The following is a 21,902-nucleotide window of genomic DNA, read 5'->3' as shown; positions in this document are numbered from 1 at the left end:
CCCCCCCCCCCCCCCCCCCCCCCCCCCCCCCCCCCCCCCCCCCCCCCCCCCCCCCCCCCCCCCCCCCCCCCCCCCCCCCCCCCCCCCCCCCCGGGGCCCTACTCACCCATTTCGGTGATGCCTGGTGTACGTCGGTGCCCTGGAACTCGACGTCCTGCTCGGGGACGTCCACTCGCTCAAGCAGAAGCGCTCCGTGGTGCGGCCCGTCGTGGCCGAGTTGCGCAAGCGGTTCGAGGTGTCGGTCGCCGAAGCGGGCCACCTCGACCTGCACCGCCGGGCGCTGATCGGCGTGGCCGCGGTCGCCGCCGACGCCGCCCACGTCCGGGACGTGCTCGACGCCTGCGAGCGGCTGGTGGCCGGACGCCCGGAGTTGGAACTGCTGTCGGCCCACCGCAGGCTGCTGGGCCCGGACGACGACTGATCGAATGTGATCGAACGAGGCTGACCCGAACGACCAGAAAGAAGGAGCGTCGTGGCCGACGCACCCCGCGCTCGCAAGCTGGCGAAGCGCATTTCCCAGATCGTGGCCTCCGCGCTGGAGCACGAGGTCAAGGACCCGCGGCTGGCGCGGGTGACCATCACCGACGCCAAGGTCACCGCTGACCTGCACGAAGCGACCGTGTACTACACCGTTCTCGGGGACAGCCTGGACGCCGAGCCCGACCACGCGGGCGCCGCGGCCGCCCTCGAACGCGCCACCGGGGTGCTGCGCACCCTGGTCGGGCAGGGGACCGGTGTCCGCTTCACCCCGACCCTGACGTTCGTGGCTGACACGGTGCCCGACGACGCCCGCCGGATCGATGACCTGCTGGCCAGGGCGCGCGCCGCGGACGCGGAGGTGGCCGCCCTGGCTTCCGGAGCCGTCCACGCGGGCGAGCCGGACCCGTACCGCGCGCCCCGCGCGGACGACGACGAAGACTGACCGATCGACCAGTGGCGGCCTGTCCTCGCGGTGAGGGCAGGCCGCCACTGTCGTTATCCGGCTTGGGTTGTCGTGCTCAGGCGTTAATCTGGCGCTGCTCGCGGCCGCCCTCGATGGCGATCTTGCGCGGCTTGGCCTGCTCGGCGACCGGGATGCGCAGGGTGAGCACGCCCTGCTCGTAGCTCGCCTTGATGTTCTCGGTGTCCAGGCTCTCGCCCAGGAAAAGCTGGCGGCTGAACACACCCAGCGGGCGCTCCGCGACCTGAAGCTCCACGTTCTCCCCGCGGTCGACCGGGCGCCGTTCGGCCTTCACGGTCAGCACGTTGCGCTCGACGTCGAGGTCGATCGCGTCGGGGTCCACGCCGGGCAGGTCGAAGGAGACGACGAACTCGTCGCCCGCGCGGTAGGCGTCCATCGGCATGGCCGACGGGCGTGACCACGTTCCCTGAGTGTGGCCGAACACCTGCTGGGCCAGCCGGTCGAACTCCCGGAACGGATCGGTGCGCATCAACATCGGTTCACCTCCTGTGGTCGACATCTTGTGTCAACGCGCACCTCAGTTTTAGCATGTCGTCCAAACGATGACAAGTATCAAGTCACCGAAAGGACGACATGGCTGGGAACGAACGGGGCGCCGCGCGGTCCCGCCTCCGCGGCCACGCGCCAGGGTCGGCCGAGGACGCTGTCGGCGACCTGGCCCGAGTGCACGCCGTCACCAGCGGCGGCGACACCGACACCGCCGAGGTCCTGGCCGCGCTCAGCCTGCTCCGCCACATCCGCGACGACCTGGCCGAATGGGAGCCGCGCCTGATCGCCGCCGCCCGCGCGGCAGGCGCGAGCTGGGCGCAACTCGCCCCAGCCCTGGGCGTCGCCAGCCGACAAGCGGCCGAGCGCCGCTACCTGCGCCTACGCCCGGATGGCAATGGCGCCACCACCGGCGAACAACGCGTCCGCGCGGAACGGGAACGCCGGGCAGGCGACCGCGCCGTGATCCGCTGGGCCCGAGACAACTCCCTGCACCTGCGCCAACTCGCCGCCGCCGTCAGCGCCCTCGACGGCCTAGCGGCCGAAGCCAAAGGCCCAATTCGCCAGGTAGCCCAAGCCCTAGGCGAAGACGACACCGCCGCCCTCCTGGCCCCCCTGGCCGACGCGGGCCCCCACCTGGCCACCACCCACCCCGACCTGGCCGCCAAGATCACCGCCGTCACCGCCCACACCAACCACGTCCGCCGCAACCCCCCACCCCGCTGACCCCGGGACCTCGTCCACCGAGTCGGGACTCAGCGTCGCTGTCGGGGGGACTTCAATTTCCGGTGACGTCCGCACCCCTATTGCTGTTTACCGGCTCCGGCTCCGCTGACCGAGCCAGCTCGCTGTCCTCGGACCCAGCCCCACTGATCCCCGAATTCGGCCCCCGGCCCAGTTCACCGGTCCCGAGTCCGAATCCGGACCAGTTCCGTTGATCCGAACCCAATCCGGACCGTTCCGTCGACCCCGAACCCGAACGTGCCTCGCTGACTCCGACCCAGCTTTGTTGTCCTCGGATCTCAGCTCCACCGTGCCGCGACCCGGCCCACCGTCCTGCGACCCAGTCTGCCGTCCCCCGTCCGCAACCTCGCCCGTCGAGCCCGCCGTCCGGTGGCTGGTCGGGCGACGCCCCGCTATCCCCCGTCCTCGCGCGCGACGACAAACCCCACCCTCCCCGGGGGGCCGCCCCGCTCCAGTTTATCGGCTATTGGCATCGGGAGCGGGGGCCTGCGAAATCTGTGGATGGATTGGGCGCTTGTGGATAGCTGCCGCCGCCCAGTGGGCTTTGTCCGGGACAATGGGGTGCCTCGACCGGTCAGTGCAGGGCGCGGCCGGAGTCGAAGCGGGTGTGGTAGCGCTTCAGGGCCTCGGTGACCAGGCCCCGGCCTACCCAGGCCAGGGGTTGGACGTTGATCAGCAGGGGTTCGTTGTCCGGGCCGAAGTCGGCGATGTCGCCGGTGAGGATCCAGGGGCGGGCGCCTTCGTGGACTTCGCGCAGGTACTGGCAGATTCGGCGGGCCAGCCAGTCCTCTTCCGGGAGGGTCCACCAGTGGGGGATGGCCAGGGGGTTGGCGGAGTGGCCGGGCATGGTCAAACCGCTTTCGTGGTCGACGCTGGGGTGGGCCAAGTCGGCGATGGGGCCGGGGGAGTAGCGCAGGTAGAGCGGGACGGCGAGCCGGGTCAGGTCCATCAGTTCGGCGAGGGTGCCGAGGATGGGCAGGTCGGCGGGGTCTGTGTCGGGCATCGGTCTCCTTCCCGCTGGGGTTACCCGCGTACCCCGAGTGGTCGGGTCTTATGCCGACGGCGGTTGGTGGTGCGGCGAGTGGGTAATCGGCCGGGGTGATCGCCAAAAGACTGTTGCGGGCCGCCGAGTCCGTCAGCGCTGTGGATGGCCCGGTGGGGAAGGTCGCCGAGACCGTGGGGAAAGCCGTCGCGGGGACGGCGGTCGACCGGGTCCTGCGCGGATCGTGGCTGGGACATCCGGTTCACCCGCTGCTCATCACCGTGCCGATCGGGGCGTGGACGTGCGCGGCGGCGGCGGACTTCGTGTTCCACGACCCGGTCACGGCCCGGCGGCTGACCGGGGTGGGGTTGGCCCTGGTGCCAGCCTCGGTGGCCACCGGGCTGGTCGAACTCTCCACGCTTACCGAGACCCGGTCACGGCGGGTGGGAGTGCTGCACGCCGCCACTAACGCTGTCTCGTCAGTGTGCTTTTTGGTCTCTTACGCCAAGAGGCGGCGTGGCGCGCACTCCGCGGGGGTGGCGTGGAGCTTGCTCGGCCTGCTTGCCGTGAGTGCGGCAGGCGCGTTGGGCGGGCACCTGTCCTACGCGCTGGGCGCGGGTGTGGGCCGGGAGGACGACTGAGGGATCGACTGGACGCCGCGCCACATCTGGGTGACGCTGGGTCGGTGGGCACCGATTGGGCCGCAGCGGCCGACCTCTTGCGTTCCGCCACCGACGTCACCCTGCTCGCCCACGTGAACCCCGACGCGGACGCGTTGGGCAGCGCCGTGGCCTTGGGGCTCGCCCTGCGGGCCAGAGGGGCGACAGCACGGGTCTCGTTCGGCTCGCCCGCCGAGGTGCCGAGATCGTTGCGTGGGCTGGACCCGGCGGGGCTGATCGTGCCCGCGACCGAGGTGCCCGCGGCGCCGCCGTTGCTCGTCGCACTGGACTGCGGCAGCCTGAACCGGCTCGGCGCGCTCGCCGACCGGGTGCCCGCCACGATCGCCGCGGGTGGACGGGTGCTCGTGGTCGACCACCACGTGGGCACCCCCCGGTTCGGCACCGACCACGTGGTCGATGAGACCGCGTTCGCCACCGCCGTTCTCGTGCTCGACCTCATCGACGCGCTGCCCGTGCCGCTCGATCCCGCGATCGCGAAATGCCTCTACGCGGGCCTGGTCACCGACACCGGCTCGTTCCGCCGCGCCACCCCTGACACGCACCGGATGGCGGCGCGGCTGCTGGCCGCCGGGGTCGACCCGACCGCGCTGACCCGCGAGTTGATGGACACCAACCCGTTCGCCTGGCTGCGCATGGTGGCCGCCGCGCTCGCCCGCGCCGAACTGGTGCCCGACGCCGCGGGCGGCCTCGGCCTGGTGCAGACCGTGGTCTACGCGTCCGACCTGGAAGGTTTGAGCCCGCAGGACGCCGACGCCGTGATCGATCTGCTGCGCACCACCGCCGAAGCCGAGGTCGCCGTGGTCGCCAAGGAGACCGCCCCCGGCCACTGGTCTGTCTCGCTGCGCGCGGTGGGCGCGGTCGACGTCCGCGCCGCCGCGATGCGCCTCGGCGGGGGCGGCCACCGCCTCGCGGCCGGGTTCACGGCTGTCGGCTCGGCTGAGGACGTGCTGGTCTCGATCAAGAACGCGCTCGGCTGACCGCCGCGAATACGCGACGCGGATTCGCTTTCGTCCCATTGTGCGTCCGCCTCGGGTGGTATAAACCAATCGTCAGTGGCCCAAGTCGCGTCCTCGGCAACCTGATCAGGTGGTGACCATGCGATCGATGCGATCGACCAGGTGTGCAGCCCTCGCGCTGGCGGTGACGTCCGCGCTGAGCCTCGCGGCGTGCGGGAGCGGCGGCGGCGATGGCGGCGGGGCCGCGCTGGCGTTGCCGGGGGTGGACGAGTACCTGGCCGCGCCCTGCCCCGAAGTGGGCACGAAGCCCGCCACCGACAAGGAGTTCACCTACTGGTCGATGTGGACCGAGGACGAGCCGCAGGGCAAAGTCCTTGGCAAGGCGATCAAGTGCTTCACCGAGAAGACCGGGGTCAAGGTCGATGTGCAGTGGCTCGGCCGCAAGCTGCTCACCCAGAACGTGGCGCCCGCGCTGAACACCGACACCGTGCCCGACCTGTTCGACCAGGACATCAGCCAGGTCAAGGCGGCTGTGGTCGCCCCGGGCGGCACCCAGCCGGTCGAGGACGTGCTCGACTACAAGATCGGCGAGGGCGACAAGACCGTCCGCGACGTCATTCCGGCCTCCTCCTACGACATTCCGCAGAACAAGGGCGCGGACGGCAAAATCTTCGAGATCCCGTACGAGCTGCTGGGCAACGCCTGGTGGTACAACAAAGACCTGATCAAGGATCTCCAGCCGCCGCGGACGATGGACGACCTGTTCGCCCTGTTCGACAAGGCCAAGGCGGACGGCATGGCCGCGGTCAGCCAGGACGGCGACATCAACTTCTACAACGCCTACTTCTTCACCCAGCTCGCCGCCCGCTATGTCGGCGCGGGCGGGCTGGAGAAAGCCGCGCAGGACAAGACCGGGCAGGCGTGGAAAGCCGACCCGGGCCTGCTCAAGGCGGCGGAGTTGGTGGAGCGGCTGGCCAAGGGCGATTACTTCATCGACGGCTGGGACGCGGCGAAGTTCCCGCAGATCCAGCAGCGCTGGGCCGACGGCGACGCCGCGTTCCTGTTCGTCGGGAGCTGGGGCCCGAGCGAGACCCGGGAATACCTGAGCAAGCAGGGCGGGACCAAGGGCATCGCCTACGGCTCGTTCCAGTTCCCGCAGCCGGACGGCGCGACGCACCGGGTCGTCGAGCAGCTTCCGATCGGGTTCGCGGTGACCGCGAAGGCCAAGCACCCCGAGGCCGCCAAGGCGTTCATCGCCTACATGCTCAACAAGGACATTCTTTCCGGCATCCCGGCGGTGGCCGACAACCTGACCCCGCGCGCCGACCTCGCGGTGCCCGACTCGCTCAAGGACGTCAAAGCGGCGCTGGAGTCCGACGCCGAGCACGCGATCTTCATGGACGGCCTCGACGCGCTCGCGGCGGGCAAGTGGGTCGACAACGTGTTCTATCCGCTGAACAACGACCTGCTCAAGGGCAAGATCACCGCCGCGGCGTTCATTGGCGGGCTGGCCGCCAAGCAGGCGGAGTTCTGGAAGACCACGGCCTGATGCCGGTGTCGACCGACGCGGGCGCGCGGGCGTCCGGCGCGCACCTAGCCCGCAAGAAACGCTTGTTCTTCCCGTTTTTCCTGCCCGCCGTGACGTTGTACGTGGTGTTCCTCGTCGTGCCGACGCTGGCGACCGTGGTGCTGGGGTTCACCTCGTGGGCGGGGGCGGGCGACACCCCGGAGTTCACCGGGTTCGCCAACTACGCCGAACTGCTGTCCTCGGACGCGTTCCGGTACTCCTTCCTCAACACCCTGCTCTACATCGTGGCGGGCGGGGTCGGCACGTTCCTGCTGGCGTTCCTGTTCACCATGGTGCTGCGGGAAATGCGCGGCGGGAAGCTTATCCGCGCGATCCTGTTCTTCCCCAACATCGTCGCCCCGGTGGCGCTGGGCATGTTCTTCGGCATCGTGCTGATCTACCGGCCGAACCGTCAGGGCCTGGTCAACCACCTGCTGGAGTCCGTGGGCCTCGACGCGGTGAAGTTCCTCCAGGCCGAGAACGTCACCTGGGTGGTCACCGGGTGCCTGATCTGGGCCAGTTCCGGCTTCTACATCACGATCCTGATGGCCGCGGTCGACCGCATCCCGCCGTATTTGTACGAAGACGCCGACATCGCGGGCGCGACGCCGTGGCAGAAGTTCCGCCACGTCACGCTTCCGCTGACCTGGGACGTGATCGGCGTCGCCGGCGTGCTGTGGACGATCGGCGCGGTCAAGATCTTCGAGTTGGTGTTCGTGCTCGCCGGGCCGGGCACCTACTCGCCGCCGATCCGGGCTTGGACGCTGGGCGTCTACGTCTTCGACCGGTCCTTCGGCACCCAGGGAACGCCGGAGTACGGCATGGCCTGCGCGGCGGCGGTCGTGATGATCCTGCTGGTGTCCGTCCTCGTCGTGCTGCTGCGCAGGCTGATGCGCCGCGACACCATCCAGTACTAGGAGGGACCCGAAATGTCTACTGTGGACTCTCGGGTGTCGGTCGCGCCGCGCAAGCCGCCCCGCAAACCCAAGCCCGCGCCGGGGTCCCGCGGCCTGAGCCCGCTGCGGCTGCTCGGCATGGCGTTCGTCTGGCTGTTCACCGCGGTCAACCTCCTGGTGCTCTACTGGCTGGTGTCGGCGGCGTTCAAGACGCCCATTGAGATTTTCACCAAGCCGTTCGCCCTGCCCGCGCACTGGTTCGAGCGCGGCGACCCGTTCCGCAACTTCGCCTACGCTTGGGACAACGCGGGATTCGGCCGCGCGTTCCTGGTCACCGTGGTCTTGGTCGCGGTGTCGTCGGTGGTCATCGTGCTGGTGTCCGCGCCCGCCGCGTACGCGCTGACCCGGCTGGGCGTGCGCGGCGCGGACGGCATGACGAGCTTCGTCGCGATCGGCATGGGCGTCCCGTTCCAGACGGTCGTGATCCCGCTGTTCATCGGGATGGCCGAGGTGAACCTGACGAACGACCTGTTCGGCATGTTCCTGGTCTACGTGGCGCTTTCCCTGCCGTTCACGGTGTTCCTGCTGACCGGCTTCTTCAAGTCGCTGCCCGACGAGTTGGAGGAGGCCGCCGCGCTCGACGGCGCCTCCCCGCTGCGCACCTTCCGCACGATCATGCTGCCGCTCGCCCGCGGCGGCCTGGTCACCGCGCTGATCCTCAACGCGATCGGGCTGTGGAACGAGACCCTGCTCGCGATCGTGTTCCTCAACGAGAACGCCAACTTCACCCTCGCCCGCGCGCTGTTCGCGTTCAACAGCGCCGCGAGCTACCAGTCGGAGTACGGCGGCCTGATCGCGGGCGTCGCGATCGTGGTGCTGCCGATGCTCGTGCTCTACCTCTTGCTCGCGCGCCGGATCATCACCGGCCTGACCCTCGGCGCGGGCAAGTGAGCGTCTGGAAAGGACAATCATGGCAACGGTCACCTTCGACGGCGCCACCCGCTACTACGCGGGAAGCCCGGTCCCGGCGGTGGACGGGCTGGACCTCGCGGTCGCCGACGGCGAGTTCCTGGTCCTGGTCGGCCCGTCCGGCTGCGGCAAGTCCACCACCCTGCGGATGCTCGCGGGCCTGGAGGGCGTGGACGACGGCGCGATCCGCATCGGCGAGCGCGACGTCACCGACTTGCCGCCCAAGGACCGCGACATCGCCATGGTGTTCCAGAACTACGCGCTCTACCCGCACATGACCGTCGCGGACAATATCGGCTTCCACCTCAAGATCGCGAAAATGCCCAAGGCGGAGCGAGTGGCCCGGGTCCGCGAAGCCGCCGCGCTGCTGGACCTGGAGTCCTATTTGGACCGCAAGCCCGCCAAGCTGTCCGGCGGCCAGCGGCAGCGGGTGGCCATGGGCCGGGCGATCGTCCGCCGCCCCCAGGTGTTCTGCATGGACGAGCCACTGTCCAATTTGGATGCCAAGCTGCGCGTCCAGACCCGCACCCAGATCGCGTCCCTGCAACGGCGTCTCGGCGTGACCACGATCTACGTGACCCACGACCAGGTCGAGGCGATGACCATGGGCGACCGGGTCGCGGTGCTCTCCAACGGGGTCTTGCAGCAGTGCGACACCCCGATCGGCCTGTTCGGCCGCCCCGCCAACCTGTTCGTCGCGGGCTTCATCGGCTCGCCCGCCATGAATCTGATCCCCACCCGGGTCTCCGGCGAGTCCGCGAACGTCGGCGGCACCCAAATCCCCCTGTCCCCGGCCGCCCGCGCCGCCCTGAGCACCGAGAACGTCGTCGTCGGCATCCGCCCCGAAGGCTGGCGAACGCTCCCCGCGGGCGAGGGCATCGCCGCGACGGTCGAGGTAGTCGAAGAACTGGGCAGCGACCAGTACCTCTACTGCTCAGCGGACGCCCCGCACCTCACTCCGGACGGCACGGACCCGCAGCCCATCGCCGTGCGAGCGCCCGGAATGTCCCCCTGGCGCCGCGGCGACAAACTCGGCCTCGCCCCGCACCCTGGCGCGGTCCACCTGTTCGACGCCGAAACCGGCGACCGCCTGCCCGACTGAGAGTTCCTGTGGACGCCCGCAGCGCTCGGTCGGCTCAGACCAACTCGGTTCGCACGACGTCCTGGGAGAGAACCCGCCGGATGTCGGCGAGGTCGCCGTTGTGCCCGGTCTGGCGCCGCAACTCCTTGCGCACTGCCTCGACAATGGTCTCGGAGAGCACGACGGCGGCCAGTGAACGTGGCGACGTGGCCGCCTTCGCCCGCCACAACTCGTCCAGGAGTCTGCGCTTGATGGCTTCTTTGCTGATGTAGAACAGTTCGTCGGCCTTGTGGGCCAGGGGCTTGTCGCCTAGGAGGTCGACCTCCAAAGCCAGGTCCATGACGACCGGCAGGCCGCCGGTCAGGTGCCACACTTGCCATACCTGTCCGTTGGTCAGGATCATCCATTCGACGCCCTCGTTGACCGCATAGGACTGCACCTGTCGCAGATGCCGCGCGCCGAGTTTCTGCGCGCACCGCTTCACCTCGATGAACGCGACCAACTGCTTGTCGATGCGCACGCCGTAGTCGGCGAACTCGCCCTTGACCTGGTATTCGGTGGTCAGGTCGTCGTACTTGTCGAAACCGAGCCCCTCGCACAGGAAGTCGGTCACCAGCAGTCGCGTGTCACCCTCGTTCGCGTCGCGCTCGATGAGGTCTTGCAACGGTTTGGCGAATCGTCGGACAGCCGTGCGCACTCGATCGCGGGCAGCGGTCTCCCATTTGGGCGCTGAACGCTTGGCCGGTTCGCGGACAACCGGGGGAGCGGCAGTCGGAGCCTGCGCCGGAACTGCTTCGGCCTCAGTGTCCGGCCAAGCGGGAGCGATGTTCTCCACCGAATCCTCCTCACGACGTTGTGGCGGTGTCACAGGGAGTCGTTCGAAGTGGCCGATGCGTAACAGGTGACATTGGGGGTGCCAATGGGCTCCCCCAAATGCCGCGCCCTGCCCCTGACTTGTGGCTAATCCCGATTGCGGGAGCGGAAGGCGGCCACGTGGACGCGGTTGGCGCAGCGGGGGGAGCAGAAGCGCTTGGCTCGGTTGGTGGAGCTGTCGAGGTAGTAGTTGCCGCAGTCTTCGGCCGCGCACTGGCCCCAGCGGTCCAAGCCGTGCCGGACGACCGCTTGGGCCAGGCCCCACGCTGACGCCGCGGCGACCTCCGTCGCGGGTGGGGCGTCGGCGTCGGCGACGTGGATGTGCCAGGTGCCGGTGTGGCCGGAGAGGCGGGGGCGGGGCGGGTGGGCGGCCAGCAGGGCGTTGACCCCGGCCAGCACCTGGTCGGGGTCGCCCGCGACGGCGGCGTCGAGGACCGTGCGGGCGTCGGACGCGACTGACCGCAGGACGACGAGGTCTTCCTCGGTCGCCCGGGAAGCCCACCAGGGCTCGTCGTGCAGGGCGGCCCGGAGGGCGGGGACGTCGGCGAGGTCCGTGTTCACCAGGCGGAGTGCGACGTCCAGGTAATCACCGTTGTCCAAGTCCGGTCCTTACGGCTAGCGTGTCAGGGGCGTAAGCAGTAAGAGCACCTTACTGGGAGGGCGGATGGAGCGCGTGCCATTGCGGCAGGTGGCGGGGCTGGCGCTGCCCGCGTTGCCGGTCCTCGCGGCCGAGCCGCTGTACCTGCTGGTCGACACCGCCGTCGTCGGGCATCTCGGCGGGACGGAGCTGGGGGCGCTCGGGGTCGGCGCGATCGTGCTCGCGCAGCTCTCCACGCAGCTCACGTTCCTCTCTTACGGGACCACCGCCCGCGCCGCCCGGCTGCACGGCGCGGGCCGCCGCGACCAGGCCGTGGCCGAAGGGGTGCAGGCCACCTGGCTCGCGCTCGGCGTCGGGGTCCTGCTCGTCGCCCTCGGTCAGTTGCTCGCCCGCCCGGTCGCCGAGGCGCTGGCCGGGCCAGGCGCGGTGGCCGAGGCCGCCGTGGGCTGGCTGCGGATCGCCCTGCTCGGCGTCCCGCTGATCCTGGTGACCCTCGCGGGCAACGGGTGGATGCGCGGCGTCCAGGACACCCGGCGCCCGCTGCGCTATGTCCTGGCGGGCAACGGCGTGTCCGCCGTGCTCTGCCCGCTGCTGGTCGGCGGCTGGGGGTTCGAGGGCTCCGCGGTCGCCAACGTCGCCGGGCAGGTGGTCGCGGGCGCGCTTTTCCTGCGCGCCATCAAGTCCGAGCGCGCGCCGCTGCGGCCGAGGGTCGAGGTGATGCGCGCCCAGCTGGTCCTCGGCCGCGATCTGGTGCTGCGCAGCCTCGCCTTCCAGGCGTGTTTCGTCTCCGCGACCGCGGTCGCCGCCCGCACCTCGGTCGGCGCGGTGGGCGCGCACCAGGTCGTGCTGCAACTGTGGACTTTCCAGGCTCTGGTGCTCGACTCGCTGGCCATCGCCGCCCAGTCGCTGGTCGGGGCGGCACTGGGGGCGGGGAACGACCGGCGCGCCACCGGGCTCGCCCGTCAGCTCTCCGGCTACGGCTTCGCGCTGGGCGTCGTCTTCGCCTTCGGGTTCGCCGCCCTCTCGGGGGTGCTGCCGCAGGTGTTCACCGACGATCCCGTTGTGCTGGCCGAGATCCCGCACGCCTGGTGGTTCTTCGTGGCGCTCCAGCCGATCGGCGGGATCGTGTTCGCCCTCGACGGGGTGCTGCTCGGCGCGGGGGACGCGAAGTTCCTGCGCACGGCGACGCTGCTGGCCGCCGTCGTCGGGTTCCTCCCGCTGGTGTGGCTGTCGTTGGCGTTCGGCTGGGGGCTGGTCGGCATCTGGCTCGGCCTCGCGTTGTTCATGGTGCTGCGCCTGGCGGGCCTGGTGTGGCGCGCGCGTTCGGGGCGCTGGGCGGTTGTCGGCGCCGTGCGCGCCTGACCGTCCATAGTGGACTGTGATCGATCACACGCTTAGCAACGCTAACGATCAAGCGGCCGCGCGCGCTGTAATGGACGGGACCTTCACCGAAGACGGGAGAACGTCAGTGCCTGCCGCCAAGCGCCGAGCGCTGGTGATCTGGGCTACCGCAGCCGCTGTCTACCTGATCGCGGTATTCCACCGCTCGTCCCTGGGCGTCGCCGGATTGCAGGCTGCCGACCGATTCCACCTCAACGCCGCCGCGCTCGGCGCCTTCACAGTGCTGCAGATCGGCGTGTACGCGCTCATGCAGATCCCGACCGGCCTGCTCGTCGACCGCTTCGGCCCGCGCCGGATGCTCACCGCGGCGGCCGTCCTCATGGGACTGGGGCAGGTTCTTTTCGCCGTCGCCACAACGTATCCGCTCGCGCTGGTCGCCCGCGGCGTGCTCGGCCTCGGCGACGCGATGACCTTCGTCAGCGTTCTTCGCCTCATCGCCGCCTACTATCCACCGCGCCGCTACGCCACGTTCGCCGCGATCACCGCGGCGCTGGGCGGCGTGGGAAACCTGGCCGCGACGCTGCCGCTGACCCTCCTGCTCGCCGACGCGGGCTGGACGGCCACCTTCGCCGTCGCGGGTGCGGCCACCGCCTGCTACGCCGCCGTCGTCGCGTGGCGCGTGCGCGACACCCCCGAAGGCGAGCCCGTGCACCGCTCCGAGGCGGTCGGCGCGCGCGAGGTCGCCGACCAGATCCGGCAGGCGTGGCGGGTGGCGGGCACCCGGCTCGGCTTCTGGGTGCACTTCTCAACCATGTTCGCCCCGGCCGTGCTCGGCCTGCTCTGGGGCTTCCCGTACCTGGTGCAGGCGCAGGGCATGTCCGCGGCCGCGGCGGGCGCGGTGCTGAGCCTGCTGGTGGTCGTCGGCATGGTCACCGGGCCGTTCATCGGCGAGTTCATGGGCCGCAGGCCGCAGGCGCGCGTCCCGATGGTCGCGGCCTACCTCGGCGTGGCCATGGTCCTGTGGGGGCTGCTGCTCGGCTGGCCGGGCGGGGTCGCGCCCGCGCCGCTGGTCGTGGTCGCCTTCGGCGTGTTCTCCGTCGGTGCCCCGCTGTCCGGGGTCGCGTTCGCGCTGGCCCGCGACTACAACCCGATCCGCCGCGTCGGCACCGCGACCGGGCTGGTCAACGTCGGCGGGTTCACCGCGGTCACCATCACCGCGTTCGGCATCGGCGTGCTGCTCGGCGGCGACGCGGCCAGCGCGGACGCGGACGCGTTCCGGGTCGCGTTCCTCGCCGTGGCCGCCGTGCTGCTGCTCGGGTCGTGGCGCACCCTGGTGTGGTGGCGGCGGGCGCGGGCGGCGGTGTTCGCCGCCGACGCCCGAGGCGAGGCCGTCCCGGTCCAGATCCGGCGCCGGACCTGGGACATCCCGGCGCGAACGCGAACCGAAACCGTCTGAGCCTAAGATTGCCGCTCGTGTCCCGACCCCAGTCCCGCCCCACCGTCCCACCCGGCCTCGTCGTCGTCGACAAGGCGCCCGGCATGACCTCGCACGATGTCGTCGCCCGGGTCCGCCGGATCATCGGCACCCGCAAGGTCGGCCACGCGGGCACCCTCGACCCGATGGCCACCGGCGTGCTGGTGCTCGGCGTCGAGCGGGCCACCAAGCTGCTGGGACACCTCGCCCTCGACCGCAAGGTCTACCTCGCCACCATCCGGCTCGGCGCGGCCACCACCACCGACGACGCCGAGGGCGAGTTCCTGGGCGCGCCCGACCCCGCCGCGCTCGCCGCGGTCACCGACGAGGCCATCGCCGCGGGCATCGCCGCGCTGACCGGCCCGATCGAGCAGGTCCCGAGTTCGGTCAGCGCGGTCAAGATCGAGGGCAAGCGGGCCTACGCGCGCGTCCGCGCCGGTGAGGACGTCCAGATCCCCGCCCGCCCGGTCACCGTCCACCGCTTCGACCTGCTCGCCGCAACCCGCGCCGAGACCGCGATCGACCTCGACGTCATGGTCGACTGCTCGTCGGGCACCTACGTCCGCGCGCTCGCCCGCGACCTCGGCGCCGACCTCGGCGTCGGCGGCCACCTCGCCGCCCTGCGCCGCACCACGGTCGGCCCGTTCGACCTGCGCGTCGCGCGGACCCTGGAGCGGCTGGAGGAGGAGCCCGGCCTGTCGCTGGACCTCGACGCCGCCGTGGCCGCCGCGTTCCCGCGCCGCGACCTCGACCGGGTCGAGACGATCGCGCTGGCGCACGGCAAACGGCTGCCCGCCGCGGGCATCGCGGGCACCTACGGCATCTTCGACCCGGCAGGCAAGGCGGTCGCGCTGGGCGTGGACGAGGGCAAGACCGCGCGGGCGCTGGTCGCGCTCAACGTGTCCTGACCCACCCTGTCCCGACTAGATCCACCAACTAGGCTACGAGCCGTGCAGCGTTGGCGCGGTCTCGCGGACCTACCCGGTGGCTGGGGTCGCTGTGTGGCGACCATCGGCGTGTTCGACGGAGTCCACCGCGGACACCAGGAGCTGATCGCCCGCGCGGTGCGGCTCGCGCGGGAGCGGGACGTGCCCAGCGTGGTGCTCACCTTCGACCCGCACCCCGCCGAGGTGGTGCGCCCGGGCAGCCACCCGGCGCAGCTGACCACGTTGCGCCGCAAGGCCGAACTGGTCGAGAGCCTGGGCGTGGACGTGTTCTGCGTGCTGCCGTTCACCCCGGAACTGTCCAAAGTGCCCGCAGACGAGTTCGTGCACGAGGTGCTGGTCGAGCGGCTGCACGTGGCCGCGGTCGTGGTGGGGGAGAACTTCACCTTCGGCAACCGCGCCGTGGGCAACGTCGACCTGCTGACCACCCTGGGCCACCGGTTCGGCTTCGCCACCGAGGGCGCGAAGCTGGTCACCGCGGACTCGCCAGGCGACATCACCTTCTCCTCGACCTACATCCGCGCCTGCATCGACGCGGGCGACGTGCGCGCCGCAGCCGCCGCGCTTGGCCGCCCGCACCGGCTGGAGGGCATCGTCGTGCGCGGCGACGGCCGCGGCCACGAACTCGGCTTCCCGACCGCCAACCTGTCCACCCCCCGCTTCGCCGCCGTCCCCGCCGACGGCGTCTACGCCTGCCGGTTCACGCTGCTCACCGCGCACGGCCGGGAGCCGCTGACCGCCGCTGTCTCTGTCGGCACCAACCCGACGTTCTCTGGCCGCGAGCGCCGCGTCGAGGCGTTCGTCCTCGACGTGGACGAGGACTTCTACGGCCAGCGCGTCGCGCTCGACTTCGTGGAGCGCCTGCGCGCCATGGAGAAGTACCCCTCCAGCGAGGCGCTGGTCGAGCAGATGCACCGCGACGTCGCCCGCACCCGCGAGCTGATCGATGGCCCCGCCTCCTGACCCGACGCGCGCCCGCTGTTGATCCACCTTCGCCGTTCGGTCACCCTGGTGGGATCGGGCTGGCAAGATACGGCGGAGGTCACACGGCGTATCAGGGGAGAGGCGAAGGTGGAGGACCACAAAATCGTCCAGCGGAACATCGCGCTGCAACGCGAGTGGTACGGCGAGCCGTTGGGGGACCGGGTCCGCAGGCTGGTCGTCGCCTTCGACGTCTCCCAGGCCAACCTCGCCGACGTGCTGGGCATCAGCGCCCCGATGCTGAGCCAGGTCATGAGCGGCAGACGCGCCAAGATCGGCAACCCGGCGGTGCTGGCCCGGCTGATCATGCTGGAACGCAAGATCCTAACCCCCGAGGTCGCCTCCGGCCGCCGCGAGGCCCTGCAGAACGCCCTCGACGACGTCCGCGCCTCCAAACCCGCCGTGACCAGGGACAACCTGCCCGTCGACGTGGGCCGCAGCGCGATCATGGCGCTGCGGCGGCTGGCCTCCCCGGAAGACCTCACCGAGGCGGCCGGGCTGCTCGACCAGCGCTTCCCCGAACTCGCCGAGCTGCTGCGCCGGGCGGGCAAGCGCCGGTGACCCGGCTGTTCAGCGCGCTGCCGCTGCCGGACGCCGCCGCTGACCACCTGGCCGATCACCTGGCCGACCGGCTGCCCGCCGCGCCGAGCGGGCTGCGCCTCGTCCCGCGCGAGCGGTGGCACATCACGGTGGGCTTCTACGGCGAGGACGACCCCGACCAGCGGGCCGCCCGCCTCCACGAACGGGTGAAAAATCTGCGCGCGCCGCGCCTCGCGCTGGCGGGTTCGGGCACCTTTTCCGGCGTCTGCTGGCTGGGCGTGGACACCGACGGTCCGGCGCTGAGCGCGCTCGCCGTGGCCGCCGACGCCGCCGCGGGCGGCCACGCGCGCTACACCCCGCACCTGACCGTCGCCCGGTGCCCCCAAGGCAGTCCCCTGGCCGAGGGCATGGCGCGTGCGCTGCGTGACTACCGGGGACCGGAGTGGACGGCGGGGGAACTGGTCCTGTTCCGCAGCGAACTCGGCCCGGCGGGCCCGGTGCACACGCCGGTTGACCAGGTCACGCTCCGCACGACCGGGTGAGACACGCGGACCTGCTAGCCTTGGTGTTTGGGTCCGGCTGCAGTCCGTGGCGGCCGTGACCGACTAACCCGGGCCAAGACAGTCCCCGGGCCGCACGGGACGCACATATGAGGAGATGACGAGTGGCGCTGTCCACCGAGCAGAAGAAGTCGATCCTGACCGAGTACGGCGTGCACGACTCGGACACCGGATCCCCCGAGGCCCAGATCGCGCTGCTGACCAAGCGCATCAAGGACCTCACCGAGCACCTCAAGCAGCACAAGCACGACCACCACTCGCGTCGTGGCCTGCTGCTGCTGGTCGGCCGCCGCAGGCGGCTGCTCAACTACCTGACCAAGGTGGACATCGAGCGCTACCGGTCGCTGATCCAGCGACTCGGCCTGCGCCGATAGCGTGTCCCTGGGGGGAGCGGCCTCGGCCGCTCCCCCCAGGTCCATAACCGAATAACGCACGAAGACAGCAAAGACGACAGGGCGAGCACGCCGCGCACACGGGACCAGTTCGCCGGTCCTCGGTAGTGGTTCCCGGGCACAGCCGACCGACACACACGGTGTCGAGTGGCCCCGGGGACTTCGATCGAAGACCGGCCTCGTCCGAACCGCGACCCCGTGCCCGGGTTGCGCGCTCGCCCTAAGACGAGGAGTACCGATTACATGACAGACAACACCGTGCACGAGTCGACAGCCGTCATCGACAACGGCAAGTACGGCACGCGCACCATCCGATTCGAGACCGGGCGCCTCGCCCGGCAGGCCGCGGGAAGTGTCGTGGCCTACCTCGACGAGGACACCATGCTTCTCTCGGCGACCACCGCCTCGAAGCAGCCCAAGGAGCACTTCGACTTCTTCCCGCTGACAGTGGACGTCGAGGAGCGCATGTACGCCGTGGGCCGCATCCCCGGCGCGTTCTTCCGCCGCGAGGGCCGTCCGTCCACCGACGCGGTCCTGACCTGCCGCCTGATCGACCGCCCGCTGCGCCCGTCCTTCGTGGACGGCCTGCGCAACGAGATCCAGGTCGTCATCACCGTGCAGAGCCTCAACCCGCAGGACCTCTACGACGTGGTGGCCATCAACGCCGCCTCGGCGTCCACCCAACTCGCCGGGCTGCCCTTCTCGGGCCCCATCGGCGGCGTCCGGGTCGCGCTGATCGAGGGCCAGTGGGTCGCGTTCCCGACCCACGAGCAGCTTGAGAAGGCCGTGTTCGACATGGTCGTCGCGGGCCGGGTCGTCGGCAGCGACGTCGCGATCATGATGGTCGAGGCCGAGGCGACCGAGAATGTCATCGACCTCGTCGCCGCTGGCGCCACCGCGCCCACCGAAGAGATCGTCGCTTCCGGCCTGGAGGCCGCGAAGCCGTTCATCAAGGTCCTCTGCGACGCGCAGGCGGAGCTGGCGGGCAACGCCGCCAAGCCCACCCGCGACTACCCGACCTTCCCGGCCTACCAGCCCGACGCCTATGAGGCCGTCGAGCAGGCCGTCACCGAGGAGCTGGCGCAGGCGCTGACCATCGGCGACAAGCAGGAGCGCGAGACGCGCCTGGACGAGGTCAAGGCGCTGTGCCTGGAGAAGGTCGGCGCGGTCGTGGGGGGCGCGTTCGACGGCCGCGAGAAGGAGATCGGCGCGGCGTTCCGCTCGCTGAACAAGAAGCTGGTCCGCCAGCGCATCCTGCGCGACAAGGTCCGCATCGACGGCCGCGGCCTGACCGACATCCGCGGCCTGTCCGCCGAGGTCGCGCTCATCCCGCGCGCGCACGGCTCGGCGCTGTTCGAGCGCGGCGAGACCCAGATCCTGGGTGTCACCACGCTGAACATGCTCCGCCTGGAACAGCAGATCGACTCGCTGTCCCCGGAGACGCACAAGCGCTACATGCACCACTACAACTTCCCGCCGTTCTCCACCGGCGAGACCGGCCGCGTCGGCTCGCCGAAGCGGCGCGAGATCGGCCATGGCGCGCTCGCCGAGCGGGCCCTGGTGCCGGTGCTGCCCAAGCGCGACGAGTTCCCCTACGCGATCCGCCAGGTCTCCGAGGCGCTCAGCTCCAACGGCTCCACCTCGATGGGCTCGGTCTGCGCGTCCACGATGTCGCTGCTCAACGCCGGTGTGCCGCTCAAGGCCCCGGTGTCGGGCATCGCGATGGGCCTGGTGTCCGACGAGGTCGATGGTGAGACGCGCTACGTCGCGCTGACCGACATCCTCGGCGCCGAGGACGCCTTCGGCGACATGGACTTCAAGGTCGCGGGCACCCGCGAGTTCGTCACCGCCCTGCAGCTGGACACCAAGCTCGACGGCATCCCGTCCGACGTGCTGGCCCAGGCGCTCGACCAGGCGCGCGACGCCCGGTACACCATCCTGGAGGTCATGGCCGAGGCCATCGACGGCCCGGACGAGATGAGTCCCTACTCGCCTCGCGTCACCAGCGTGAAGATCCCGGTCGACAAGATCGGCGAGGTCATCGGCCCGAAGGGCAAGATGATCAACTCGATCACCGAGCAGACCGGCGCCGACATCTCCATCGAGGACGACGGCACGATCTACGTCGGCGCGGCGGACGGCCCGTCGGCCGAGGCGGCGATCGACCTGATCAACGCCATCGCCAACCCGCAGCTGCCCAAGGTCGGCGAGCGCTTCCTGGGCACGGTCGTCAAGACCGCCGCCTTCGGCGCGTTCGTGTCCCTGCTGCCGGGCAAGGACGGCCTGGTGCACATTTCCAAGCTGGGCAACGGAAAGCGCATCAGCAAGGTCGAGGACGTGGTCAAGGTCGGCGACAAGCTCCGGGTGGAGATCGCCGACATCGACCAGCGCGGCAAGATCAGCCTGGTCCTGGTCGACGAGGAGAGCGCGCCCGCGGCGGACGCGCCCGCCGAGGCGGCTCCCGCCCAGTGACACTCAGTTCCACGGTGACGGCCGCGGGCGCCTCGGGCGCTCGCGGCCGTTCCGCGCCCCCCGTGAAAGGCCACCTGCAGAAGCCCGGCAGCACGGTCGTGCTGGAGCGGTCCGGGGAGGCCGAGGTCAAGCGCACGCTGCTGCCCGGCGGCCTGCGCGTGATCACCGAGCATGTTCCCGGCGTGCGGTCGGCCGCGGTCGGGATCTGGGTCGCGGTCGGTTCCCGCGACGAGCCCAACTCCGTCGCGGGCGCCGCGCACTACCTTGAGCACCTGCTGTTCAAGGGGACCGCGAAGCGCTCCGCGGCGCGCATCGCCGAGGAGATCGACGCGGTCGGCGGCGAGCTGAACGCGTTCACCGCCAAAGAGCACACCTGCTACTACGCGCACGTCATCGACGAGGACCTGCCGCTGGCGATGGACCTGGTGTCCGATGTGGTCTTCGACGCGCTGTGCGCGGAGTCCGATGTGGAGACCGAGCGCGGCGTCGTCCTGGAAGAGATCGCCATGCGCGACGACGACCCCGAAGACCTGCTGCACGACGCGTTCTGCAGCGCGCTGCTCGCCGACCACCCGCTGGGCAGGCCGGTGCTGGGGTCCGAGGAGTCGATCACCGCGATGACCCGGACCGCGCTCAACGGCTTCTACCGGCGCCGCTACACCATGCCCAAGATGGTCCTGTCGGTCGCGGGCAACGTCAGCCACCGGCAGGTGCTTTCCCTGGTGCGCAAGGCTTTGCGCGACCGCCTCGTCGGCGACCGCGCGCCAGCCGCCCCGCGCACGGGCCGCGCCAGGATCGGCAACTCGCCTCGGCTGGTGCTGCACAGCGACGACACCGAGCAGGCGCACATGATGCTCGGCGTGCGCGCCCTCGACCGGCACGACGACCGCCGGTTCACCCTGAACGTGCTCAACGCCGCGCTCGGCGGCGGCATGAGTTCCCGGTTGTTCCAAGAGGTCCGCGAGCGCCGGGGCTTGGCGTACCAGGTGTACTCGTCGGTCGCGGCCTACGCCGACACCGGCCACCTGTCCATTTACACCGGCTGCCAGCCCGACCGCCTCGGCGAGGTGGCGGGCGTGGTGCGCGAGGTCCTGCGCGAGGTCGCCCGCGACGGCTTCACCGACGCCGAGGTCGCGCGCGGCAAGGGCCAGCTGCGCGGCGGGCTCGTGCTGGGCTTGGAGGACACCAGCTCCCGCATGTCGCGCATCGGGAAGGGCGAGCTGGCCTACGCCGACTACCTGACCGTCGAGCAGACCTTGGAGCGCATCGAGGCGGTCACCGCGGAGCAGGTGGCCGCGCTCGCCGCGGACCTGCTGACCCGGCCGCTCGCCGCCGCCGTGGTCGGCCCCTACGCTCACACCGACGATGTGCCGGTTCAACTCCACGAGGTGAGCAAGTGACCACCAGGTCGGAACAAAACCCCATCCGCGTCGGCGTCCTCGGCGCCCGCGGCCGGATGGGCGCCGAAGTGTGCCGTGCGGTGGAAGCCGCGGGCGACATGGAGGTAGTCGCCATGGTCGACACCGGCGACTGGATGTTCGACATAGCCGACGCGGGCGCCGAGGTCGTGGTCGACTTCACCCACCCCGACGTGGTCATGGACAACCTGCGTTTCTGCATCGACCAGGACATCCGCAGCGTCGTCGGCACCAGCGGCTTCGATGAGACCAAACTGGCCACCGTCGCCCAGTGGCTGGAGCCCAAACCGGAACTGGGCGTCCTCATCGCCCCCAACTTCGCCCTGGGCGCGGTCCTGTCCATGCGCTTCGCCCAACTGGCCGCGAAGTACTACGACACCGTGGAAATCATCGAACTCCACCACAACCGCAAAGCCGACGCCCCTTCCGGCACCGCCGCCCACACCGCCCGCCTCATCGCCAAGGCCCGCGAAGAAGCAAACCTGGGCGAAATCCCAGACGCCACCACCTCCGACCCCACCGGAGCCCGAGGCGGCCAAGTGGACGACATCCGAATCCACTCAGTCCGCCTAGGCGGCCTAGTAGCCCACCAAGAAGTCCTCTTCGGCGGCGAAGGCGAAACCCTCACCATCCGCCACGACTCCCTAGACCGAAAATCCTTCATGCCCGGCGTCCTCCACGGCGTCCGAGCTATCCTCGACCACCAGGGTTTGGTAGTAGGCCTGGAAAACCTCCTGGACCTATAACCTCCACCCCCACCGAGCCCCGCTAGGCACCACACCACACGCCTTCAAACCGCGCCCAGGCCGAACCACCCCTGCCAGAGGCTCACCAGGTGCTCGATGGTGCGGAACGAGCAGCAGCACAAGCGAACCTGCCCCCCACGAAGCCCCACCCGACCCTGCCAGGTGCTCGATGGGGTGGAGTGGTTTCTTTGGGGGTGAAGGAAGATCCCTAAACTTGCCGTGGTCGTGGGGCCGAAGGCTC

The 21,902-nt window shown here is 70.6% G+C and carries 23 protein-coding genes; 19 read left to right on the top strand and 4 right to left on the bottom strand.

Features of this window, described 5'->3' with window-relative positions:
* Positions 1-124 precede the first annotated feature (124 nt).
* Entirely contained in the window at positions 125-421 is a 297-nt protein-coding gene (locus ACZ6SD_RS31270) for a DUF503 domain-containing protein (RefSeq protein ID WP_465320623.1), read from the top strand.
* Between the two features lie 51 nt (positions 422-472).
* Complete coding sequence (rbfA, locus tag ACZ6SD_RS31265) at positions 473-922, top strand: 30S ribosome-binding factor RbfA (protein ID WP_465320622.1); 450 nt, start codon at positions 473-475, stop codon at positions 920-922.
* A gap of 76 nt (positions 923-998) precedes the next feature.
* On the opposite strand, the gene ACZ6SD_RS31260 is transcribed toward rbfA, so the two are convergent.
* A complete protein-coding gene (locus tag ACZ6SD_RS31260; protein ID WP_465320621.1) occupies positions 999-1,436 on the bottom strand; it encodes an Hsp20/alpha crystallin family protein in 438 nt (145 codons plus the stop codon).
* 98 nt (positions 1,437-1,534) lie between these two features.
* Between ACZ6SD_RS31260 and ACZ6SD_RS31255 the strand changes: the two genes are divergently transcribed.
* On the top strand, positions 1,535-2,173 hold the full coding sequence (locus ACZ6SD_RS31255) for an HSP18 transcriptional regulator (RefSeq protein WP_465320620.1): 639 nt from the start codon (positions 1,535-1,537) through the stop codon (positions 2,171-2,173).
* Positions 2,174-2,765: 592 nt separating this feature from the next.
* On the opposite strand, the gene ACZ6SD_RS31250 is transcribed toward ACZ6SD_RS31255, so the two are convergent.
* Positions 2,766-3,194: a DUF6098 family protein gene (locus ACZ6SD_RS31250; RefSeq protein WP_465320619.1), complete on the bottom strand. Its 429-nt coding sequence runs from the start codon at positions 3,192-3,194 to the stop codon at positions 2,766-2,768.
* Between the two features lie 95 nt (positions 3,195-3,289).
* Between ACZ6SD_RS31250 and ACZ6SD_RS31245 the strand changes: the two genes are divergently transcribed.
* The 6 genes from ACZ6SD_RS31245 (at position 3,290) to ACZ6SD_RS31220 (ending at position 9,343) form a co-directional block, all read left to right on the top strand.
* Positions 3,290-3,814 (top strand): DUF2231 domain-containing protein, encoded by a 525-nt coding sequence (locus ACZ6SD_RS31245; protein ID WP_465320617.1) that lies wholly within the window; start codon positions 3,290-3,292, stop codon positions 3,812-3,814.
* 44 nt (positions 3,815-3,858) lie between these two features.
* Positions 3,859-4,830: a DHH family phosphoesterase gene (locus ACZ6SD_RS31240; protein ID WP_465320616.1), complete on the top strand. Its 972-nt coding sequence runs from the start codon at positions 3,859-3,861 to the stop codon at positions 4,828-4,830.
* 127 nt (positions 4,831-4,957) lie between these two features.
* Positions 4,958-6,358 carry an ABC transporter substrate-binding protein gene (locus ACZ6SD_RS31235; protein WP_465320615.1) on the top strand — a complete coding sequence of 467 codons (1,401 nt, stop codon included), beginning with the start codon at positions 4,958-4,960 and terminating at the stop codon, positions 6,356-6,358.
* Positions 6,358-7,293: a carbohydrate ABC transporter permease gene (locus ACZ6SD_RS31230; RefSeq protein ID WP_465320614.1), complete on the top strand. Its 936-nt coding sequence runs from the start codon at positions 6,358-6,360 to the stop codon at positions 7,291-7,293. Before ACZ6SD_RS31235 ends, ACZ6SD_RS31230 begins: the two co-directional genes overlap by 1 nt.
* Positions 7,294-7,305: 12 nt before the next feature.
* Positions 7,306-8,223, top strand: a complete 918-nt coding sequence (locus ACZ6SD_RS31225) for a carbohydrate ABC transporter permease (RefSeq protein ID WP_465320613.1) — start codon at positions 7,306-7,308, stop codon at positions 8,221-8,223.
* 19 nt (positions 8,224-8,242) lie between these two features.
* Positions 8,243-9,343: an ABC transporter ATP-binding protein gene (locus tag ACZ6SD_RS31220; protein ID WP_465320612.1), complete on the top strand. Its 1,101-nt coding sequence runs from the start codon at positions 8,243-8,245 to the stop codon at positions 9,341-9,343.
* Between the two features lie 34 nt (positions 9,344-9,377).
* Here ACZ6SD_RS31220 and ACZ6SD_RS31215 read toward each other — a convergent pair whose 3' ends face one another.
* Together ACZ6SD_RS31215 and ACZ6SD_RS31210 are read right to left on the bottom strand one after the other, a co-directional pair.
* Positions 9,378-10,157 carry a type I restriction enzyme HsdR N-terminal domain-containing protein gene (locus ACZ6SD_RS31215; protein WP_465320611.1) on the bottom strand — a complete coding sequence of 260 codons (780 nt, stop codon included), beginning with the start codon at positions 10,155-10,157 and terminating at the stop codon, positions 9,378-9,380.
* A 125-nt stretch (positions 10,158-10,282) separates the two neighbouring features.
* Complete coding sequence (locus ACZ6SD_RS31210) at positions 10,283-10,795, bottom strand: CGNR zinc finger domain-containing protein (protein WP_465320610.1); 513 nt, start codon at positions 10,793-10,795, stop codon at positions 10,283-10,285.
* Between the two features lie 64 nt (positions 10,796-10,859).
* On the opposite strand from ACZ6SD_RS31210, the gene ACZ6SD_RS31205 reads away from it, so the two are divergent.
* From ACZ6SD_RS31205 to dapB, 10 genes are all read left to right on the top strand, one after another.
* Entirely contained in the window at positions 10,860-12,155 is a 1,296-nt protein-coding gene (locus ACZ6SD_RS31205) for an MATE family efflux transporter (RefSeq protein ID WP_465320609.1), read from the top strand.
* Positions 12,156-12,261: 106 nt separating this feature from the next.
* A complete protein-coding gene (locus ACZ6SD_RS31200; RefSeq protein ID WP_465320608.1) occupies positions 12,262-13,590 on the top strand; it encodes an MFS transporter in 1,329 nt (442 codons plus the stop codon).
* 17 nt (positions 13,591-13,607) lie between these two features.
* Positions 13,608-14,516 carry a tRNA pseudouridine(55) synthase TruB gene (gene truB / locus ACZ6SD_RS31195; protein ID WP_465320607.1) on the top strand — a complete coding sequence of 303 codons (909 nt, stop codon included), beginning with the start codon at positions 13,608-13,610 and terminating at the stop codon, positions 14,514-14,516.
* Between the two features lie 42 nt (positions 14,517-14,558).
* A complete protein-coding gene (locus ACZ6SD_RS31190; RefSeq protein WP_465320606.1) occupies positions 14,559-15,515 on the top strand; it encodes a bifunctional riboflavin kinase/FAD synthetase in 957 nt (318 codons plus the stop codon).
* A 108-nt stretch (positions 15,516-15,623) separates the two neighbouring features.
* Positions 15,624-16,094: an XRE family transcriptional regulator gene (locus ACZ6SD_RS31185; RefSeq protein ID WP_465320605.1), complete on the top strand. Its 471-nt coding sequence runs from the start codon at positions 15,624-15,626 to the stop codon at positions 16,092-16,094.
* Entirely contained in the window at positions 16,091-16,615 is a 525-nt protein-coding gene (gene thpR / locus ACZ6SD_RS31180; RefSeq protein WP_465320604.1) for an RNA 2',3'-cyclic phosphodiesterase, read from the top strand. Before ACZ6SD_RS31185 ends, thpR begins: the two co-directional genes overlap by 4 nt.
* Before the next feature lie 122 nt (positions 16,616-16,737).
* Positions 16,738-17,007, top strand: a complete 270-nt coding sequence (gene rpsO, locus ACZ6SD_RS31175; protein ID WP_104479566.1) for a 30S ribosomal protein S15 — start codon at positions 16,738-16,740, stop codon at positions 17,005-17,007.
* Positions 17,008-17,268: 261 nt separating this feature from the next.
* Positions 17,269-19,497 (top strand): polyribonucleotide nucleotidyltransferase, encoded by a 2,229-nt coding sequence (locus ACZ6SD_RS31170; RefSeq protein WP_465320603.1) that lies wholly within the window; start codon positions 17,269-17,271, stop codon positions 19,495-19,497.
* A gap of 14 nt (positions 19,498-19,511) precedes the next feature.
* Complete coding sequence (locus ACZ6SD_RS31165; RefSeq protein ID WP_465320624.1) at positions 19,512-20,897, top strand: M16 family metallopeptidase; 1,386 nt, start codon at positions 19,512-19,514, stop codon at positions 20,895-20,897.
* Positions 20,894-21,661, top strand: a complete 768-nt coding sequence (dapB, locus tag ACZ6SD_RS31160) for a 4-hydroxy-tetrahydrodipicolinate reductase (RefSeq protein ID WP_465320602.1) — start codon at positions 20,894-20,896, stop codon at positions 21,659-21,661. The genes ACZ6SD_RS31165 and dapB overlap by 4 nt, the downstream gene beginning before the upstream one ends.
* Positions 21,662-21,902 lie beyond the last annotated feature (241 nt).

It is taken from the genome of Actinokineospora sp. NPDC051303, assembly GCF_055586285.1.
Note: the sequence above shows the minus strand (reverse complement) of the source record. Positions and strands in the feature narration are given on the sequence as shown.

Excerpts from the sequence above, each read along its gene's own strand:
- ACZ6SD_RS31260 (WP_465320621.1), bottom strand. The coding sequence starts at position 1,436 with ATGTTGATGCGCACCGATCCGTTCCGGGAGTTCGACCGGCTGGCCCAG.
- ACZ6SD_RS31255 (WP_465320620.1), top strand. The coding sequence starts at position 1,535 with ATGGCTGGGAACGAACGGGGCGCCGCGCGGTCCCGCCTCCGCGGCCAC.
- ACZ6SD_RS31250 (WP_465320619.1), bottom strand. The coding sequence starts at position 3,194 with ATGCCCGACACAGACCCCGCCGACCTGCCCATCCTCGGCACCCTCGCC.
- ACZ6SD_RS31235 (WP_465320615.1), top strand. The coding sequence starts at position 4,958 with ATGCGATCGACCAGGTGTGCAGCCCTCGCGCTGGCGGTGACGTCCGCG.
- ACZ6SD_RS31230 (WP_465320614.1), top strand. The coding sequence starts at position 6,358 with ATGCCGGTGTCGACCGACGCGGGCGCGCGGGCGTCCGGCGCGCACCTA.
- ACZ6SD_RS31225 (WP_465320613.1), top strand. The coding sequence starts at position 7,306 with ATGTCTACTGTGGACTCTCGGGTGTCGGTCGCGCCGCGCAAGCCGCCC.
- ACZ6SD_RS31220 (WP_465320612.1), top strand. The coding sequence starts at position 8,243 with ATGGCAACGGTCACCTTCGACGGCGCCACCCGCTACTACGCGGGAAGC.
- ACZ6SD_RS31205 (WP_465320609.1), top strand. The coding sequence starts at position 10,860 with ATGGAGCGCGTGCCATTGCGGCAGGTGGCGGGGCTGGCGCTGCCCGCG.
- ACZ6SD_RS31170 (WP_465320603.1), top strand. The coding sequence starts at position 17,269 with ATGACAGACAACACCGTGCACGAGTCGACAGCCGTCATCGACAACGGC.